Source organism: Paenarthrobacter sp. CCNWLY172, assembly GCF_037402035.1.
Lineage (GTDB): Bacteria > Actinomycetota > Actinomycetes > Actinomycetales > Micrococcaceae > Arthrobacter.
In genome coordinates this window covers 20,045-36,514 of the sequence record NZ_JBBEGB010000010.1, presented here as the reverse complement: position 1 = coordinate 36,514, position 16,470 = coordinate 20,045, and the positions used below count along the sequence as shown (strand labels likewise).

General features: G+C 64.0%; 18 protein-coding genes. 11 read left to right on the top strand and 7 right to left on the bottom strand.

Annotation, left to right across the window (positions count from 1 at the left end):
• Nucleotides 1–21: 21 nt before the first annotated feature.
• Nucleotides 22–843 carry an HAD-IIA family hydrolase gene (locus tag WBN73_RS16060; protein WP_035761154.1) on the bottom strand — a complete coding sequence of 274 codons (822 nt, stop codon included), beginning with the start codon at nucleotides 841–843 and terminating at the stop codon, nucleotides 22–24.
• 305 nt (nucleotides 844–1,148) lie between these two features.
• Between WBN73_RS16060 and WBN73_RS16055 the strand changes: the two genes are divergently transcribed.
• A complete protein-coding gene (locus tag WBN73_RS16055) occupies nucleotides 1,149–2,261 on the top strand; it encodes a hypothetical protein (RefSeq protein WP_337340831.1) in 1,113 nt (370 codons plus the stop codon).
• Nucleotides 2,262–2,317: 56 nt separating this feature from the next.
• On the top strand, nucleotides 2,318–3,004 hold the full coding sequence (locus WBN73_RS16050; RefSeq protein WP_280626376.1) for a TrmH family RNA methyltransferase: 687 nt from the start codon (nucleotides 2,318–2,320) through the stop codon (nucleotides 3,002–3,004).
• 35 nt (nucleotides 3,005–3,039) lie between these two features.
• Here the strand turns inward: WBN73_RS16050 and WBN73_RS16045 are convergent, their stop codons facing one another.
• The gene (locus WBN73_RS16045; RefSeq protein WP_337340832.1) at nucleotides 3,040–4,119 is read right to left on the bottom strand and encodes a hypothetical protein; all 1,080 of its coding nucleotides are present in this window, start codon (nucleotides 4,117–4,119) and stop codon (nucleotides 3,040–3,042) included.
• A 186-nt stretch (nucleotides 4,120–4,305) separates the two neighbouring features.
• Here WBN73_RS16045 and fbaA point away from each other — a divergent pair, with 186 nt between their 5' ends.
• Both fbaA and WBN73_RS16035 read left to right on the top strand, forming a co-directional pair.
• Complete coding sequence (fbaA, locus tag WBN73_RS16040) at nucleotides 4,306–5,325, top strand: class II fructose-bisphosphate aldolase (RefSeq protein WP_207596113.1); 1,020 nt, start codon at nucleotides 4,306–4,308, stop codon at nucleotides 5,323–5,325.
• Entirely contained in the window at nucleotides 5,325–5,747 is a 423-nt protein-coding gene (locus tag WBN73_RS16035) for a DUF3151 domain-containing protein (protein ID WP_039239501.1), read from the top strand. Before fbaA ends, WBN73_RS16035 begins: the two co-directional genes overlap by 1 nt.
• 79 nt (nucleotides 5,748–5,826) lie before the next feature.
• Here WBN73_RS16035 and WBN73_RS16030 read toward each other — a convergent pair whose 3' ends face one another.
• Genes WBN73_RS16030 through WBN73_RS16020 form a run of 3 tightly spaced genes read right to left on the bottom strand, consistent with a single transcriptional unit; the run spans nucleotide 5,827 to nucleotide 8,779 of the window.
• The gene (locus WBN73_RS16030; RefSeq protein WP_207596114.1) at nucleotides 5,827–6,648 is read right to left on the bottom strand and encodes an ABC transporter ATP-binding protein; all 822 of its coding nucleotides are present in this window, start codon (nucleotides 6,646–6,648) and stop codon (nucleotides 5,827–5,829) included.
• A complete protein-coding gene (gene fepG / locus WBN73_RS16025) occupies nucleotides 6,645–7,691 on the bottom strand; it encodes an iron-enterobactin ABC transporter permease (RefSeq protein WP_337340833.1) in 1,047 nt (348 codons plus the stop codon). Before fepG ends, WBN73_RS16030 begins: the two co-directional genes overlap by 4 nt.
• Nucleotides 7,688–8,779, bottom strand: coding sequence for an iron chelate uptake ABC transporter family permease subunit (locus tag WBN73_RS16020; RefSeq protein WP_207597450.1), 1,092 nt, complete (start codon nucleotides 8,777–8,779; stop codon nucleotides 7,688–7,690). Before WBN73_RS16020 ends, fepG begins: the two co-directional genes overlap by 4 nt.
• 88 nt (nucleotides 8,780–8,867) lie before the next feature.
• Between WBN73_RS16020 and WBN73_RS16015 the strand changes: the two genes are divergently transcribed.
• Nucleotides 8,868–9,935, top strand: a complete 1,068-nt coding sequence (locus tag WBN73_RS16015) for an ABC transporter substrate-binding protein (protein ID WP_443193268.1) — start codon at nucleotides 8,868–8,870, stop codon at nucleotides 9,933–9,935.
• Nucleotides 9,936–10,016: 81 nt separating this feature from the next.
• Here the strand turns inward: WBN73_RS16015 and WBN73_RS16010 are convergent, their stop codons facing one another.
• Entirely contained in the window at nucleotides 10,017–10,649 is a 633-nt protein-coding gene (locus WBN73_RS16010) for a hypothetical protein (RefSeq protein WP_089593534.1), read from the bottom strand.
• 385 nt (nucleotides 10,650–11,034) lie between these two features.
• Between WBN73_RS16010 and WBN73_RS16005 the strand changes: the two genes are divergently transcribed.
• From WBN73_RS16005 to WBN73_RS15980, 6 genes are all read left to right on the top strand, one after another.
• Nucleotides 11,035–11,676, top strand: a complete 642-nt coding sequence (locus tag WBN73_RS16005) for a SipW-dependent-type signal peptide-containing protein (protein WP_280626397.1) — start codon at nucleotides 11,035–11,037, stop codon at nucleotides 11,674–11,676.
• Nucleotides 11,677–11,679: 3 nt separating this feature from the next.
• Nucleotides 11,680–12,339, top strand: a complete 660-nt coding sequence (locus WBN73_RS16000) for a SipW-dependent-type signal peptide-containing protein (protein WP_337340834.1) — start codon at nucleotides 11,680–11,682, stop codon at nucleotides 12,337–12,339.
• A complete protein-coding gene (locus WBN73_RS15995; protein WP_280626400.1) occupies nucleotides 12,336–12,860 on the top strand; it encodes a signal peptidase I in 525 nt (174 codons plus the stop codon). The genes WBN73_RS16000 and WBN73_RS15995 overlap by 4 nt, the downstream gene beginning before the upstream one ends.
• Complete coding sequence (locus tag WBN73_RS15990) at nucleotides 12,847–13,563, top strand: hypothetical protein (RefSeq protein ID WP_337340835.1); 717 nt, start codon at nucleotides 12,847–12,849, stop codon at nucleotides 13,561–13,563. Before WBN73_RS15995 ends, WBN73_RS15990 begins: the two co-directional genes overlap by 14 nt.
• Nucleotides 13,560–14,090, top strand: a complete 531-nt coding sequence (locus WBN73_RS15985; protein WP_280626402.1) for a hypothetical protein — start codon at nucleotides 13,560–13,562, stop codon at nucleotides 14,088–14,090. Before WBN73_RS15990 ends, WBN73_RS15985 begins: the two co-directional genes overlap by 4 nt.
• A 226-nt stretch (nucleotides 14,091–14,316) precedes the next feature.
• The gene (locus tag WBN73_RS15980) at nucleotides 14,317–15,606 is read left to right on the top strand and encodes an adenylosuccinate synthase (protein ID WP_089593539.1); all 1,290 of its coding nucleotides are present in this window, start codon (nucleotides 14,317–14,319) and stop codon (nucleotides 15,604–15,606) included.
• Between the two features lie 40 nt (nucleotides 15,607–15,646).
• Here WBN73_RS15980 and WBN73_RS15975 read toward each other — a convergent pair whose 3' ends face one another.
• Nucleotides 15,647–16,432, bottom strand: coding sequence for a DUF2306 domain-containing protein (locus WBN73_RS15975; protein ID WP_337340836.1), 786 nt, complete (start codon nucleotides 16,430–16,432; stop codon nucleotides 15,647–15,649).
• Nucleotides 16,433–16,470 lie beyond the last annotated feature (38 nt).

Genomic DNA, 16,470 nt, shown 5'->3' with positions numbered 1-16,470 from the left:
GTTCGGTCCTTTTTGTCCTTTTTAGATCTGGCTCTTGAGGTCGGCCACGGAGTTCAGGATCTGGTTGGGACGGAACGGGAAGGAAACGATCTCCTCGCGCTGCGTGATGCCGCTGAGCACCAGGACTGTGTGCAGGCCGGCTTCCATGCCCGCCACGATGTCCGTGTCCATGCGGTCACCGATCATGGCCGTGGTCTCGGAGTGGGCGTCGATCTGGTTCATGGCTGAACGGAACATCATGGGGTTCGGCTTGCCCACAATGTAGGGCTCGCGACCGGTGGCCTTGGTGATCATGGCCGCGATAGCACCGGTTGCCGGCATGGGCCCGTCCTTGGAAGGACCAGTGGCATCCGGGTTGGTGGCGATGAAGCGGGCGCCGGCCAGGATGTGGCGGACGGCCATGGTGATCGCTTCAAAGGAGTAAGTGCGGGTTTCGCCAAGGACCACAAAGTCGGGATCGGTATCGGTGAGGATGAACCCGGCCTCGTGCAAGGCCGTTGTCAGCCCGGCTTCGCCGATGGTGTAGGCGCGGTTGCCCGAATCCGAGGACTGGACCTGATCCTTGAGGAACTGGGCGGTGGCCAGGGCAGACGTCCAGATGTTCTCCTCCGGAACCTCCAGGCCGGACGCGCGCAGGCGGGCTGCGAGGTCGCGGGGGGTGAAAATGGAGTTGTTGGTCAGGACCAGGAAGCGCTTGGAGGTATCTACCCAGCGCTGGATGAGTTCAGCTGCGCCGGGGATCGCCTGGTTTTCATGGACCAGGACTCCGTCCATGTCCGTAAGCCAGCATTCAATTTCGTGGCCGTTTCGATAAACCGATGTGGACGTGGTTTCTTCTGCCATATTTGCCTCCGGCTGGGATTGTTCATGCACTGCCACCAGTCTTTCATCAATCTGCGGCCCTAACATCCTGTGATCCCGCTTATGTGGGTAGTTCTGCCCATGTGGATATCCGCTGTGACTTGCGGTGGACGCCTCGGACTCGACTACGCTGGGGGCGGCGCAGGCGTGCCACCACCGTGGGTCGGGGGATCGACATGGTGGTTTTTATGCGTCGCCCACGCTTCAGCAGGTCCCCTCTTCCGGTTTATCCATCGGGTTGTCCCCAGAAGCATCCCGGTGACTCACTGCCTTCGAAAGGTCCTGCCATGAGCAACAACAATGGAGCCCCTCAGCCTCCCTACAACCCCGACGGCGTGCCGCAGCCGCGCTATGACACCGGGCAGGGGCAGTACGGCCAGTACCAACCGGGGCAGACCCAGCCCATTTACCAGCCGGAGGCACAGCGTCAGGACGCCCAGCAGGGCCAGCCAGGCTTCCCGCCGCCGGGTGCCGCATACCCGGGCCAGCCTGGCTACCCGGACGGACCCGGAGGACCCGGAGGACCCGGAGGGCCCGGCCAGAACCCGGGCGACCACAACAAGAAGTCGCTGTTCCTCATCCTCGGTGGTGTCGCCGTCGTCGTGATCATTGCGCTGGTGGTGGCGTTCACCTGGCTGATCCCGTCGATGACCAAGCCCACCGCAGTGGAGACCCCGGCGCCGTCGGTAACATCCTCGGACGAAGCTTCGGAGGCAGCGTCCGAGCCTTCTGCTGAACCCTCGGGCGACGCATCGGCGTCGAGTGATATCCCTGCCGGCGCCATCCCGCTGCCGGCCGTGTGGGAAGAGCTTGCCGGACCCAGCAACGTTCCGGCGGACGGCGATCCGCTGTTCAGCAAGTGGGTGACAGGCGAGTCCTCCTTCCAGTACTTGGCCGAGTGGACCCACGACGAGTCGTTCGGCATCACCAAGGACCCCACCACTGGCGAAGAGATCCAAAAGAAGGCCCAAGGCACGGTAGAAGCCGACGGCGACGGCATTGCGCTGGCCTACGCGTTCTTTGCAGAGTCCGGGGAAGGCAAGTTCGGCAAGGATCCGGAAGAGGTCAAGAAGGCCATCCAGGACATCGAAGCCCGATACAAGGGCATGACCGCCACGGAGCTGCCCCAGAACCTGGTGGGCCACAAGTGCACCTCCGACTTCAAGACGTCCATGCCGGAAATCCGTGAGTTCCGCCGTGGTGCCGCAGTAGTCATCAGCTTTACGTGCACCAATGCCCGTGGCGAAGCCATCCAGGCCGTGAACTTGTTCTCCGTGACCCCCTGGGGCACGCCGCAGATGCTCGGCGTCAGTGGTCACAAGACGTACTGGGATGCGCATCCGGGACTCTTTGAGCAGTTGGCCAACTCCTACCGCATCAACAAGTGGAAGATGGGCTAAGAGCCGCTCGACCCAGCCCGCCCAGGCGGGCGACGGGGCAGGGCTAAAGTTGAGGGGTGACTGACCTTCCCCCCAACACAGCCCTGCCCACCCCTGCCGAAACCACGCCGGAGGGCGAGGCAGAAGCGAAACCCGAGGTCGGCGTCGGGCCTTGGGAAGGCGAGCTGCCGGCGGGTGACCATTGGGATCCGGACCTGTTGAGGGATGGTGACCGCCGCAACGTGGTGGACCAGTACAGGTACTGGAAGCACGAGGCAATCGTGGCGGATCTCGACTCCAAGCGTCACGACTTCCACATCGCCATCGAGAATTGGCAGCACGACCTCAACATCGGAACCGTGGTGCGGACCGCCAACGCGTTCCTCGCCAAAGAGGTCCACATCATAGGACGACGGCGGTGGAACCGTCGCGGGGCCATGGTTACCGACCGCTACCAGCACGTGCGCCACCACCCCACCGTTGAGGAATTTGTCCAGTGGGCGGAGGGCGAGGGGCTTGCGGTGATCGGCATCGATATCTTCCCGGATTCCGTGCCCCTGGAGACGTACGATCTCCCGAAAAACTGTGTATTGGTGTTCGGGCAGGAAGGACCCGGCCTGTCGCCCGAGGTGCACGATTCCGCCGTCGCCACGCTGTCCATTGAGCAGTTCGGCTCCACCCGGTCCATGAACGCGGCCTCAGCCGCGGCCATCGCCATGCACGCGTGGGTCCGCCGACACGTGTTCCAGCAACCTGTCAGCTAGGCAAGCCTCAAGTATCAGCCCCCGCCGATGCCCGTCTACCGATCTTTCAGGGTGGCTTTTCCGTCCACGATCTGGATCTCACCAGAGGCCCTGGGTGTTACAAGCTCAACCTTTGGTTCCCATTGCGGGGCGTCGTCACGGCCGCTGTTGACCTCGTAGCTCACGGAAGCCTTGCCCGCTTCCTCCGACTGGATGATCCAACCGTCCTCGCTGCGAAGGAGAGTGAAGGTGGGCTCCTTCTCTATGGTCCATTTCAGATTGCGGGTAGGGCGGTATTCGTAGAGCGCGAACCCGGAACAACCACGACGGGACGCTTCGGATGCATTGACCGGAGTGGTGGCAGTACATTCACTTCGTTTGTTCTCGAGAAGCGTCCGGGTCTCATCCAGAAGCAGTTGGCTGGGTATCACCGTCAAACGTTCGGTGGTCTTGGAAATCGCCCGGTCAATGCTGACCAAGGCCTTCTGCTCTTCGGCCGTTGCGTACTTGTCTCCGGAAATGCCCAGGGTGTACTCGCCGGGGAAGGCCGGCATCAGCAAGGAATCCCTCGCCCCGGTTCCGGCGCCAGGAGCGGCAACGTCGACGCCGTTCACGGTGAACGACTCCACGGGACGGCTGGAACTGAGCCGGATCTTTTGGAAGTTTTTAGCCCCTACCTTCCACTCGCCTTCAGGTGACTTGGTCATCCTCAGAATGATTTCCTGCTTGCGGCCGTTCTGGGTGACTTCGGCAGTGACAAAATCCGACCTTGCGTCCATGATCCGGTAACCGTCAATGTGCTGCCCTGCATTTTTGTACACGTTGCTCTGGAGGAGAGCCTTTTCATTTTCGGGGACGCCAGGGTCGGATACGCTCAGGGCCTTCTCGCCGTCCCCGTCGATCAGGGCCTGGAAGTATGTTTCAGCTGTCGCGCTGACGTCCTGCGCCGGTGACAACGATGAAACCAGGAGAACCACACCAGCGGTGGCAGCGGTGAGGACTACCGCTGCGCCCGCTGCGATGGCAATAATCAGCTTCCGGTTCCGTCTGGGTTGCCCTTCGGGAAAAGTACTGCCCTGCTGCTGCAGGTATGGCGTCAAGTGGGGCTGGTTGTTTGCACTCGGGGGGATCTCCATTCCCGCAGTATATCCACCGTTTAGATGAATGGGGGGTGGCAGGGGGAGTCTCAACCCGGCGGAAGTGTTAAGAGCTCCAGTGACCCGAAACACGGCGGCACGGCGGATATCGCTAGGATGGGTGCTAGCCGTAAGCGGTCTACTCCAGGGTTACCAACCCACAGACGAATCAGCATAGGAGTCACCATGCCCATTGCAACCCCAGAGATTTACTCCGAGATGATCGACCGCGCAAAGGCAGGCGGATTCGCTTTCCCCGCGGTCAACGTGACGTCGTCGCAGACTCTGAACGCTGCGATCCGCGGTTTCGCCGAGGCCGAGTCCGACGGCATCATCCAGGTTTCCACCGGTGGCGCAGCCTACTGGTCCGGTGCTTCGGTCAAGGACATGGTTGCCGGTTCCCTCGGCTTCGCAGCGTTCGCCCGCGAAGTTGCCAAGAACTACAACGTCAACATCGCCCTGCATACGGACCACTGCCCGCAGGACAAGCTGGCGGACTTCGTCCTGCCGTTGCTGGCTGCTTCCGAGGAAGCCGTCAAGGCCGGCAAGGACCCGATCTTCAACTCGCACATGTGGGATGGCTCGCACGAAGCCCTCGACGAGAACCTGCGCATCGGCCGTGAACTGCTGGAACGCGCTGCTGCTGCGAAGATCATCCTCGAGGTTGAAATCGGCACGGTTGGTGGCGAAGAAGACGGCGTTGAGAACGAAATCAACGAGAAGCTCTACACCACCACCGAAGACGCCCTCGCAACCATCGAGGCCCTCGGTGCCGGCGAAAACGGCCGCTACCTCACCGCCCTGACTTTCGGCAACGTGCACGGCGTCTACAAGCCGGGCAACGTCAAGCTCCGCCCTGAACTGCTCAAGCAGATCCAGGCCGAGGTCGGCGCGAAGATCGGCAAGGAAAACCCGTTCGACCTCGTCTTCCACGGCGGTTCGGGCTCCACGGAACAGGAAATCGCTGACGCCGTTTCCTACGGTGTGATCAAGATGAACATCGACACCGACACCCAGTACGCGTTCACCCGCCCGGTGGCCGGCCACATGTTCTCCAACTACGACGGCGTCCTGAAGGTCGACGGCGAAATGGGCAACAAGAAGACCTACGACCCCCGTGTCTGGGGCGCTTCGGCAGAAGCCGGCATGGCCGCGCGCATCGTCGAAGCTGCGCAGCAGCTCGGATCGGTGGGCAAGACCTTCTAATGTCCGACGAATTCCGAAAGAACCTGATGGGGCCGGAGCCTACGCTCCTGCCCGCCGAAAACGAGATCTACCAGCACCTTGCACTCGGCAAGGAAGCACTGGACCTCGTAGCGCAGAACCCCACGTCGTCCCTCCTGTGGGCCATCCTCGCGGAGGAAGCCTGGGCTGAAGGCCGGACCATCGAGTCTTACGCCTACGCCCGTGTTGGCTACCACCGCGGCCTGGATTCGCTGCGCCGAAACGGTTGGCGCGGCGTCGGACCCATCCCGTGGGAGCACGAGCCCAACCAGGGCTTCCTGCGTGCTCTCTACGCACTGGGCCGTGCGGCGTCGGCGATCGGCGAGGCTGAAGAGCCGGAGCGGATCGAGAAGTTCCTGAACGACTCGGACCCGAAAGCCAAGGCTGCGCTCGAAGCCCGTTAGGACCCAAGCAAACAACGACGGCGACCCTCACCAAAAGGCGAGGGTCGCCGTCGTCGTTAACAGCGTTGGTCGAACAGCGTCAGTCCGTGACCGCAGAGTGGCGTGGCCGTCCAAGCGGGACCACCAGCGGCGTGTGTGTCACGGGGTCATCGATGATCCGGCACGCCATGCCGAACACTTCCTCCACCAAGGACTCGGTGATTACTGCAGCGGGTGCGCCCTCGGCCACCACCACGCCGTCCTTCATAGCGATGATGTGGTCCGCGTAGCGGCTGGCATGGTTGAGGTCGTGCAGCACGGCAACCAGCGTGTGGCCCTTGTCCAGGTTGAGCTCGCGGAACAGCTCCAACAGCTCGATCTGGTGCGCGATATCGAGGAACGTGGTGGGCTCGTCCAGGAGCATCAGCGGTGTCTGCTGGGCGAGGACCATGGCTACCCACACGCGCTGCCGCTGGCCACCGGACAGTTCGTCCACCAGCCGGCCGGACAAGGAAGCGACGCCGGTGGCCTCCATCGCTTCAACCACAGCCGTTTCATCCGTCACTGACCATTGGCGGAGCAGCTTCTGGTGCGGGTATCGGCCGCGGGCTACAAGGTCCGCCACGGTGATGCCGTCGGGGGCGATGGAGGACTGGGGCAGGAGCCCGAGGCGGCGTGCCAGTTCTTTCGCAGGCAGGGACGTCACGGATTTTCCGTCCAGCAGCACCTGTCCACTGCGGGGCTTGATGAGCCGGGCGAGTGCGCGCAGCAGCGTGGATTTACCGCAGGCGTTGGGCCCCACGATCACCGTGAACTGTCCCTCGGGAATGCGCACATTGAGGTTCTCGGAGATGATGCGTTGCTCGTAGCCGATGGTCAGTGCTTCGGCATGGAGCTGTGGCGCGGCCGTAGTGAGGCTCATGATTTCCTTGCTTCCCTGGCCAGGAGCCAGACGAGGTAGATACCGCCGATGCACACCGTCACCACGCCCACAGGCAACTGGATCGGGGCGAACAAACGCTGGGCCGCGAGGTCGCTGGCCACCAGGAGGAAGGCCCCCATCGCGGCCGAAGGCACCAGCGTGATCCCGGCGCTGCGGGTAAGACGACGGGCGAGCTGCGGTGCGGCCAAGGCGACGAACGCGATGGGACCGGCAACCGCCGTGACGGCTGCAGTCAACGCCACACCCAGGATCAGCAACAGCAAACGGGTGGGTTCCGCCCGGACGCCCAAGGCGCGCGCGGCGTCGTCGCCCATTTCCAGAAGCTGCATCCGGCGCGCGGCCGCCAGCGTAGCCAAACCAACCACAACAACCACGACGGCGGCAGGCGCCGCTTGCTCCCACGTGATGCCGTTGAGGGACCCGGCTCCCCAGACGGCTGCCGCCAAAGCGGCCTCAAGTTCCGCCTGCAGGATCAGCCAGTGGTTGAACGCGGCGAGCATCGCGCTGATGCCGATGCCCACGATGATGAGCCGGAATCCTTGGGAGCCGCGCCGGTAGGCCAGCAAGTAGACGGCCAACGCGGTGAGGATACCGCCAACGAGCGCTCCTGCGGCAATGCCAAGATAGCCCCCGCCAAGTGTCAGCATGACGATGAGCGCACCGGTGTAGGCGCCCGTATTGAAGCCGATGATGTCCGGGCTGCCCAAGGGATTCCGGGTCATGGATTGGAAGATGCCACCGCTCATGCCAAGTGCGGCACCGAAAACCAGCGCCGCGAGTACCCGGGGGAGCCGCCATTCCATGACGATGGTTTGGGCCAGCCCGGGGGCATCACCGGTGAAGGCTTGCAGGACCTGTTGTACAGAAACGTCGTAGTCGCCGGTGGCCAAGCTGATCACGGCAACAGCCAGGGCGGCGAGGATCAACGGGATGCAGACAAGGATGCTGCGGACATCGAACCGGAGGCTCAGCGGACGGTTGCGAAGCAGGACTACGGGCCGGCCAACATCCAGGCGCGTCATAGCCCACTCACCTTCCGGCGCCGCGCCAACGCGATCAGCACCGGCGCCCCGATGAATGCGGTCACCACACCAACCTGAAGTTCCCCGGGAGCGGCGATCCGGCCCACCACGTCTGACACCAAGAGCAGGATAGGGGAGAGCAGCACTGTGGTTGCCAGGATCCATCGCTGGTCAGGGCCGACGATCCAACGGGCAACGTGTGGAATCATGAGGCCCACGAAGCCGATGGCACCGGCACCGGCAGTTGCCGCGCCGCTGAGGAGGGTGATGGCCACGACGCCCATGATCCGGGTGCGGTTGACGTTGGCGCCGAGGGAGGTAGCAAGGTCGTCGCCCAACGCCACGGCGTTGAGGCCGCGGACGCAAAACAGTGCGATCAGCAGTCCGGCACCCATGAACGGCGCAACAGTCATCACCGACTCCATGCTCCGGGTGTCCAGTGAGCCAATGCTCCAAGAGCGCAGGTGGTCAAACGCCTTGGGGTTCAGGAGCGTGAGTCCAGAGCCGATCCCCGTGAGGACCGCGCCCAAGGCAACGCCGGCCAACGTCAGGCGGATCGGGTTCACCACGTTCCTGCCGGAAGTACCGATCAGGTAGACGGCCGCGGTTGTCAGGATGGCTCCAATGAACGCGAACCAGATGTAGCCGCTGAGGGATCCGATCCCGAAGACGCCGATGGCAATGACAATGGCAAACGACGCTCCAGCGTTGACGCCCAGGATGCCGGGATCGGCCAAAGGATTCCGCGTGATCGCTTGGATGAGCGCGCCTGCCACGCCCAGGGCAACACCGACGGCGATGCCCATCAACGTTCGCGGCAGCCGGTTCTGCAGGATGATCGCGTGATCGGCTGAGTCCTGGGGGTTGGTGAAGGCGTCAAGGACGGTGGACGCTGGGATGAATTTGGCTCCCACGCCGAGGCTCAGGATCGCGGCGCCGAGAAGGACCGCCGCAGCGAACGCCAGAAAGAGGATCCGCCAGCGGGACTTGACGACGACGCCGGAACTGGCAACTGCGCTTGCAGCCGGAAGGGCGGGAGCGGCTACCGGGGACATAGCGCCGTCAGTGGGGACACAGCAGGGGACCATTTCGAAGAGGGGCAACAATAAGACGGCCATTTCGTGACTGTCATCACAACGTCACGAAAGTGTGCCTTAATTAGGTTAGCCTTACCCAGTGAAAAATGACGATTTTGAAGTACAGCCGCACAAGGCTTCCCGCGTGCGCCGAGGTGCAGTGCGCAGGCTGGCTATGAAGATGGCCGGAGTCGCTGTGGTGGCAGGCCTCCTTGCGGGCTGCGGCGCCAGTGGTGGCTCAGGTTCGGCCGCCGGCAACGCCGATGTTGCCACCGGCGGCTCCAAGTTCACCACTGCGGACCAGGAAACAGCCAAGTTGGGCACCGACGCCGCTCCCGGCGTTTTCCCGCGCACCCTGAAGCACGCCAACGGTGAGACCACCCTGGAGAAGAAGCCCACCCGCGTGGTGGTCCTAGACACCGGCGAGTTGGACGATGTCGTGACCCTCGGCATCACGCCGGTGGGCATAGCCACTACTGAAGGCGCCAACCCTGTCCCCACCTACCTGGCTGACAAGGTCAAGGACGTGGCTTCGGTAGGCACCATCCAGGACCTCAACCTCGAAGCAATCGCGGCGCTGAAGCCGGACCTCATCCTGGGCAGCCAGCTCCGCGCCGACAAGCTGTACAAGCAGCTGTCCACCATCGCCCCCACGGTCTTCAGCATCCGTCCCGGCTTCCCCTGGAAGGAAAACTTCCTCCTGGTGGGCAAATCCCTGGGCGAGGAAGACAAGGCCGTCAAGGCCCTCAACGATTACCAGGCCGAGGCTGACGCCCTGAAAGCGGATGTGAAGGGCGATCCCAAGATCTCCCTGGTGCGCTTCCTCCCTGGCAAGATCCGCCTCTACGCCAACAAGTCGCTGATTGGTGTCATCCTGAAGGACGCCGGCCTGGCCCGCCCGGAGAACCAGAACATCGACGAACTCGCTGCCGAAATTTCGGCCGAGAACATCGAGCAAGGCGACGCCGACTGGATCTTCTACAGCAGCTACGGCGATCCCGCAGCAACCGGTGAAACGTCCGTGGTTGAAGGCGCTGTCTGGCCCAAGCTCGGCGCAGTCAAAGCCGGCCAGGCCAAGGCTGTCAGCGACGACGTCTGGTTCCTCGGCCTCGGCCCCACCGGCGCGCAGCTGATCCTCAAGGACCTCCGGAGCATGCTGGTCGGCTAACGCCGCCCCAACAAAAGCACCCCAACGACGACGGCGGCCCTCACCGGAAAGGTGAGGGCCGCCGTCGTTTGCTGCTGGTGATCAGGCCTTGCGGGGGATACCCGTACGTGCCATGGCCTCGGCGTAAGCACCGTGGATGGCGTCCAGGTATTCCTGCTGGCGGGCCGGGGTGCCGGCGAAGGAGCGGCCACCCAGCGAACGGACCTTGAAGGTCTTGAAGCCGCGGCGGGCGATGCTGGCCGGAGCGGCCTTCATGAGCTGGTCGGCCAGGCGGTGTGCCTCATTGCCGTGCGCCACCAGGGCGGAGGTGCGCGGCAGGAGCTGCAGGAGGCGCAGGAGCGGCTTCAGGCCTTCGGTGATGTTGGCGGGTGTGAGCTTGCCCGGTTCCTCATTGGGCTCGATCCACGGGTAGGCATTCCACGGCATCATGAGCGCGGGACGGAGGCCCAGCTGCCACTGCATGCCAAGCATGCGGGTGGTGGCTTCTTCGTCGCCCGGGTTGATGAAACCCTCGCCGGTGGTGGTGCGCTGATTGGAGAAAAGGCTGACGATGCGGCAGTCATCCATGCTGTGGGCGGGGTCAACGTAGAGGACCTCGCTGCCCGGCTTCTGCACCTTGATGGAGTCGCACAGCTCGTTGACCTCGGCGATATGCGGTTCGTAGCGGCGGTTCCAGAGGATTTCTTCGGGTGATTCAGTCGCCAGTTCTTGCATCAGGGGTTAGGTCTCCTAGGTGTTACAGCGCACCGTTCCAAGGGGCCGCGGGCATGCCGCAGCCGAACCTCAAAGGGTGCTGTTGGGGGCTAACTAACCTTACCGGACTATGGGGGTGAACGGGGCCCGCTTCGGCGCGCCCTTTAAATGCGACGCGGCGTGTTGCCCGGAAACGTGTCCAGCGTCTCGACGGCCGCGGCCCACGTTCACCGAAGCAGAACTGGAGTTCGTGGCGGGTGAGTATATTCAATAACTATTTCTGCAGGTCAAAGCGTTGACATAGCTCCGCGGGGATGATGGGTTGGAACCATCGGTTTTGGGGGGAACCAGCCGGGGACCTCCACCTCCGGGCTCCGATCATTTGATCGTCAGCATCACATCAATCGTGGGGGTAATAGTGGTTGCAGCAGCATCATCACCAGAGACGGATCCGGATCATCGCGGCACCAAGCCCGGAAAGTCACCTAAAATCCGTGCCATTCTTGCCGGCGGGCTGGTGCTGGGTGTGGGCGCAGCCATCACCTTGGCAGCGTGGAATGACTCCGAGTTTGCCCAGGGAACTTTCACCGCCGGTGCGTTCAACCTTGAGGGCAGCACGGACGGGACCGCCTTCGGGGAAAACCCCGTTTCCGACCCGGCAACTCTTGGCTTCACCGCCGCGCCAGCCAACCTTGCGCCCGGCGATGTGGTCACAGCACCCTTCGCAGTCAGGCTGGATGGCACAACAACCAACGACGCCACGGTCACTGTTTCCACGGAAGCATCCACCGGAGCATTGACCGGACTGACGTACTCGCTCACGCAGTCCACCGATTTCGGGTGCGCTGAACCGGTAACGGGAACGCTGGTGGCAGCCGGTCAGGCATTGGGCACGACGCCGGGCAGCGTCACTTTCGCGCTGACGCAAGGAGCCGGCACGGCCGACGGCGACGCCGTGAACCTCTGCTTCCGGATCACTGCCGATGATGGCCTCGTCCAATCCCAATCCGGGACCACCACCTGGGAATTCGCCGCGCAATCGCAGTAATCCATGGGCCGACGAGAAGCCGAAACCAAGCGCGGTGCGGCCCTGCTCCGCATCCGCGCACTTCTTGCCGGGACGTTGGTGCTGGGGCTCGGGAGCTCCATGACCCTGGCATCGTGGACTGACAGCGATTTCGCCACGGGTTCCTTCGGAGCCAGTGTGTTCGTCACCGAATCCAACGTCACCAAGCCGTACAGCGCCTCAGGGACGTGGAGTGCCAACGACGTTTCGCCCGGTGCGGCGCTGGTCTTCACAGCAACTGCCATGAGCCCCGGCAGTGTGGCCTACGCGCCGTTCGCCATCAGGACCAAAGCAACCTCCGTGGCGGGCGAAGTGGTACTCGGTGTCCCTATGGTGACCAGCAGCGGCGTCGGCACTGCCGATCTGGGCGCCGCACTGCGCTACCGGGTGGTTCGTTCTGCGACCTGCGAGGCCGCGTCCTTCACCGGGTCGCCAACGTTCGTGGTGGGCAGCGACGGCGCCAAGCCGTTCACGCAAGGGCAAGCGGCCGGCGTCGTCAATCCCTTGGCCGCTGCGACGGCAACGCTGCCGGGGGCGCCCACGCAGTTCTGCTTCGAAGTGACGCTTCCAGCTGGTGCCAACAATGCCCTGCAGGGCCAAACCGCCACCGCTACCTGGCAATTTACTGCCACCTCAAGCTCATGAGCCGCCGTCGGTTCCGTCGCGGTTTGCAGGAAACCGTGTTGAACATCGCTGCGGCGGGTGGCGCTGTGTGCATCCTGGCGGTGGTTTGCGCGCTGTTGTTCAACATCACGCTGATCATGTTCAAGACGGGGTCCATGTCACCGGCAATTCCGGCCGGTTCACTGGCCGTAGTCCGAGAGATCCCGGCGGATGAGATCGCCGTTGGCGATGTGGTGACCGTGGACAGGCCTGGGAAGCTCCCCATCACGCACAGGGTCCAGTCGATTGCGCCTGCGGACGGAACCATGCGAACCATCACCATGAAGGGCGATGCCAACACCGAAGCCGATCCCGCGCCCTACGTCGTGGAGAAGGTCCGACTGGTCTTCTGGTCCGTACCGGGGCTCGCGCATCCGCTGGCCGCAGCCGCCAACCCCGTGGTCCTCGGCGCCACCACCGTGGCTGTGTCCGCTCTGGTGACCTGGGTGCTGTGGCCGCGGAGCCCACGCCGAGGCAGGACCGGGCAGCATGCGGCGGCGTAGCCTGGCGGGGTTGCTGGGCGCACTGATGCTGGGCGCCGCGCCTGTTGCTCCGGCAGTTGCAGCCACTGTTGCCGCCGACAACCACCCGTCCGGATGGTTGGAGCTCGACGCCGGTCCGGCCGGCAAAGTGCATCGGCTCACCCCGGGCGGGAGCGCAGATTGGGCGATGGCCGTCAAAGTCCGCGGTGAGCCTGCTGCGTCCCTTTATGTGGTGCTGAAAGACGGGCCGGCGGCAACAGATGTCCTGCGGGACTTCCTCAGCGTTGAACTCCAGTCCTGCGCCCAACCTTGGAGCGGAGGTTCCTGCGCCGACGGCCACCGCGTGTTGATGCACAGGACCCCACTGAACAGTACGGCTGGGGTGCGGGTGGACCTCATGGGCCCTGGAAACTTCGGATCGGCCAATGCCCACGTCCTGCTGACGGCAACCCTGGCGGAGGATGTTCCCCGCGAAGTGCAGGGGAGCCGGACGCAGATCGTGGTGGGCTTTCACGGTTCAGGGGACGGAGATGGGGCTGGAGCGGGCGGCGGGGCCGGCCCGGGCGGGAACGCTGGGAGTGGAGGCTTCCCCGGAAACCCAGCCGGGCCGTCGTCGGGCGCCCTGGCTGATACGGGGTTCCGGCTGGGCGGCTTCGCGCTCCTTGGTTTCGTTGCGGTCGCGGCCGGTTTTGGGTTGGCCCGGCTGCGGGGTGGGGTGCAGTGACGGTGTTTAAGCGGGCACGGGTGGGACTGTTGCTGGCGTTGCCCCTTGCCGTGGTGCTTTCGGTGGTGAACCCGCCGTCCGTCACGGAGGCGGCGTGGCAACGGGGACAGTTTTCGGCAGGCAGTTTCGGGACGGTGACCATTCCGGCGCCCACGCTGAATGGCCAGTGCACCTACGATCCCGGCTTTCTTGGCGCCGGTGCTTACGTTCGTATTCTTTGGAAACCACCAGCGGGATACACCTTGGCCAACGCCGAAGTGCAGGTGTCCACCAGTGGGCTGGGATCGGCCTTGGCTCCCCTGACGGGGTATAACCTGGCGGGCAATACCACAGGGAATGCCACCTCCGGATACATCACGGACGTCCAGACGAACCTGTTGGGCGGGTTCCTGGGCCTCGGAACAGAGCTTCAAATCGCCATCGTGATCAAGGACCTCGGGTGGACGTCCAAGTCCGCCTCCGTCGCCTCGAACGCCGGGCTGGTGGGCGGTCTCGGCGGAAACTGCCGTAATCTGCCCGCGGCGTAGGGCCCGCTGGCCCGCCGAAGTTTCCCTGGGGAAAACTTCACCCGGCCGCCTTTCAAGACACCTTGACACCAGAGAAACCGGCGTCATCGGCTAAACTTGGCTGGTAAGAGCCCCGAACTCTTGCGTATGCCAGCCCTTATGGCAGGCTGCACCGGTATCGTCGGGGCATTCTCATGTACGGCGCCAATCCATCGCGGCTTGGCCCGAAAGAATGGGGGAGGATCCCATGCCCGCTATCGTGATCGTCGGAGCCCAGTGGGGCGACGAAGGCAAAGGCAAAGCAACCGATCTGCTCGGTGGCCGCGTTGACTACGTGGTCAAGCCCAACGGCGGTAATAACGCCGGGCACACCGTGGTTGTTGGCGGTGAGAAGTATGAGCTGAAGCTCCTTCCCGCGGGCATCCTGAGCCCCAACGCCATTCCTATTATTGGCAACGGCTGCGTGGTGAACCTCGAGGCCCTGTTCCAGGAGATCGACGGCCTCGAAGCCCGTGGCGCGGACACGTCCCGCCTGCGCGTCTCGGCCAACGCCCACCTGGTTGCTCCGTACCACCAGGTGCTGGACAAGGTGACTGAGCGCTTCCTTGGCAGCCGCGCCATCGGTACTACCGGCCGTGGCATCGGTCCTGCCTACATGGACAAGGTGGCCCGCTTGGGCATCCGGGTCCAGGACGTGTTCGACGAGTCCATCCTCCGGCAGAAGGTGGAAGGTTCGCTGCGCCAGAAGAATGAACTCCTGGTCAAGGTCTACAACCGCCGGGACATCGTGGTGGACGAGATCGTGGACTACTTCCTCGCCTTCGCCGAGCGCCTGCGCCCGCTGGTCATCGACAGCACACTTGTCCTCAACAACGCCCTGGACGAGGGCAAGGTTGTGCTCATGGAAGGTGGCCAGGCAACGTTCCTGGACGTTGATCACGGCACCTACCCGTTCGTCACCTCGTCCAACCCCACGGCTGGCGGTGCATCGGTGGGCTCCGGGATTGGTCCTACCCGCATCTCGCGCTCCATCGGCATCATTAAGGCGTACACCACCCGGGTTGGCGCGGGCCCCTTCCCCACGGAACTGTTCGACGAGATGGGCGTCTACCTGCAGAAGACCGGCGGCGAGTTCGGTGTGAACACCGGCCGTCCCCGCCGTTGCGGTTGGTACGACGCCGTCCTGGCCCGCCACGCTGCGCGCGTGAACGGCTTCACGGACTACTTCGTCACCAAGCTGGACGTCCTCACGGGCATCGAGCAGATCCCGGTTTGCGTTGCCTACGACGTCGACGGCGTCCGCCACGACGAAATGCCCATGACGCAGACCGAGTTCCACCACGCAGTGCCCGTCTTCGAGTACTTTGACGGCTGGACCGAGGACATTACCGGCGCCCGCACGCTGGAAGACCTCCCGGAGAACGCCCGCAACTACGTGCTGGCCTTGGAAAAGCTCTCCGGCACGCGCTTCTCGGCCATCGGCGTCGGCCCGGACCGCGACCAGACGATCGTTGTTCACGACCTGATCAACGACTAAGTCTTACCCAGTCACGACGACGGCGGGTCACCTTGGTTCCTCACGGAACCGACCGGTGGCCCGCCGTCGTCGTCGCAGGGGTGGGCACGCGACCCGCCGGGCGGGTTCCGCGACCGGCCGGGCGGGTTCCGCGACCGGCCGGGCGGGTTCCGCGACCGGGCGCTGCATGGCGCCGTCGAATGGCGTACTCGGCCACCACCAGGTTGATGACCCAGGACGCGCCCATCAGGACTGCACGCGTGGTCTCGTCGGTGGGGCCCACCACCAGGATCCACGGCAGCAGCACCAGGGCTTGCGTTCCAGCTCCCAGTGCGATGGCGTAGGCGCGCGTCATCCAGGCTCCGTGCGCAGCGAAGTCCCGTCGGCGAATCGCCAGGATTCCGAGGATGATGCCCCCGACCATGGCGGTACCAAAGATCAGCCGAAGAACCAGCAGTGCCTCACCGTCAGTTTCCGGGAGGGTGTAGAAGACGGACATCCACAGGCCGGACAGGCCGGCGAGCAGGCCTGCAGGAACCAGGATGCGCCCGGATATTTCGTGCCAGGACCGCCTGCCCCGGCGAAGTCCGGGGACCCGCCTAAGGGGAGGGACGAACTGAAAAGCCCCCAGCAGGCTGTACACCGTCACTGTGACGATGTGCGTAATCACCGGGAGTGGCGAAGCGAAGAACCTCGCGTTCTCCGGAGTGACGGTTGCGCCACCAGTCAGCTGAGTGAGACGCGCCGCGCCGGCGATGACAGGAATGAGACTGAGGGCAATCAGCGCCGCGGGCACGACCCACGTCATGCGGCCGCTCCGGAACGATGTGGTGGTTTTCGATCTCATGACTCCGCCTTGGGGGTAGAGGTGTACGGCGTACACCT

Bases quoted from the DNA above. Each gene is read 5' to 3' on its own strand.
- WBN73_RS16060 (WP_035761154.1), bottom strand. From the start codon at position 843: ATGGCAGAAGAAACCACGTCCACATCGGTTTATCGAAACGGCCACGAA.
- WBN73_RS16055 (WP_337340831.1), top strand. From the start codon at position 1,149: ATGAGCAACAACAATGGAGCCCCTCAGCCTCCCTACAACCCCGACGGC.
- WBN73_RS16045 (WP_337340832.1), bottom strand. From the start codon at position 4,119: ATGGAGATCCCCCCGAGTGCAAACAACCAGCCCCACTTGACGCCATAC.
- fbaA (WP_207596113.1), top strand. From the start codon at position 4,306: ATGCCCATTGCAACCCCAGAGATTTACTCCGAGATGATCGACCGCGCA.
- WBN73_RS16035 (WP_039239501.1), top strand. From the start codon at position 5,325: ATGTCCGACGAATTCCGAAAGAACCTGATGGGGCCGGAGCCTACGCTC.
- WBN73_RS16030 (WP_207596114.1), bottom strand. From the start codon at position 6,648: ATGAGCCTCACTACGGCCGCGCCACAGCTCCATGCCGAAGCACTGACC.
- fepG (WP_337340833.1), bottom strand. From the start codon at position 7,691: ATGACGCGCCTGGATGTTGGCCGGCCCGTAGTCCTGCTTCGCAACCGT.
- WBN73_RS16020 (WP_207597450.1), bottom strand. From the start codon at position 8,779: ATGGTCCCCTGCTGTGTCCCCACTGACGGCGCTATGTCCCCGGTAGCC.
- WBN73_RS16010 (WP_089593534.1), bottom strand. From the start codon at position 10,649: ATGCAAGAACTGGCGACTGAATCACCCGAAGAAATCCTCTGGAACCGC.
- WBN73_RS16000 (WP_337340834.1), top strand. From the start codon at position 11,680: ATGGGCCGACGAGAAGCCGAAACCAAGCGCGGTGCGGCCCTGCTCCGC.
- WBN73_RS15995 (WP_280626400.1), top strand. From the start codon at position 12,336: ATGAGCCGCCGTCGGTTCCGTCGCGGTTTGCAGGAAACCGTGTTGAAC.
- WBN73_RS15990 (WP_337340835.1), top strand. From the start codon at position 12,847: ATGCGGCGGCGTAGCCTGGCGGGGTTGCTGGGCGCACTGATGCTGGGC.
- WBN73_RS15980 (WP_089593539.1), top strand. From the start codon at position 14,317: ATGCCCGCTATCGTGATCGTCGGAGCCCAGTGGGGCGACGAAGGCAAA.
- WBN73_RS15975 (WP_337340836.1), bottom strand. From the start codon at position 16,432: ATGAGATCGAAAACCACCACATCGTTCCGGAGCGGCCGCATGACGTGG.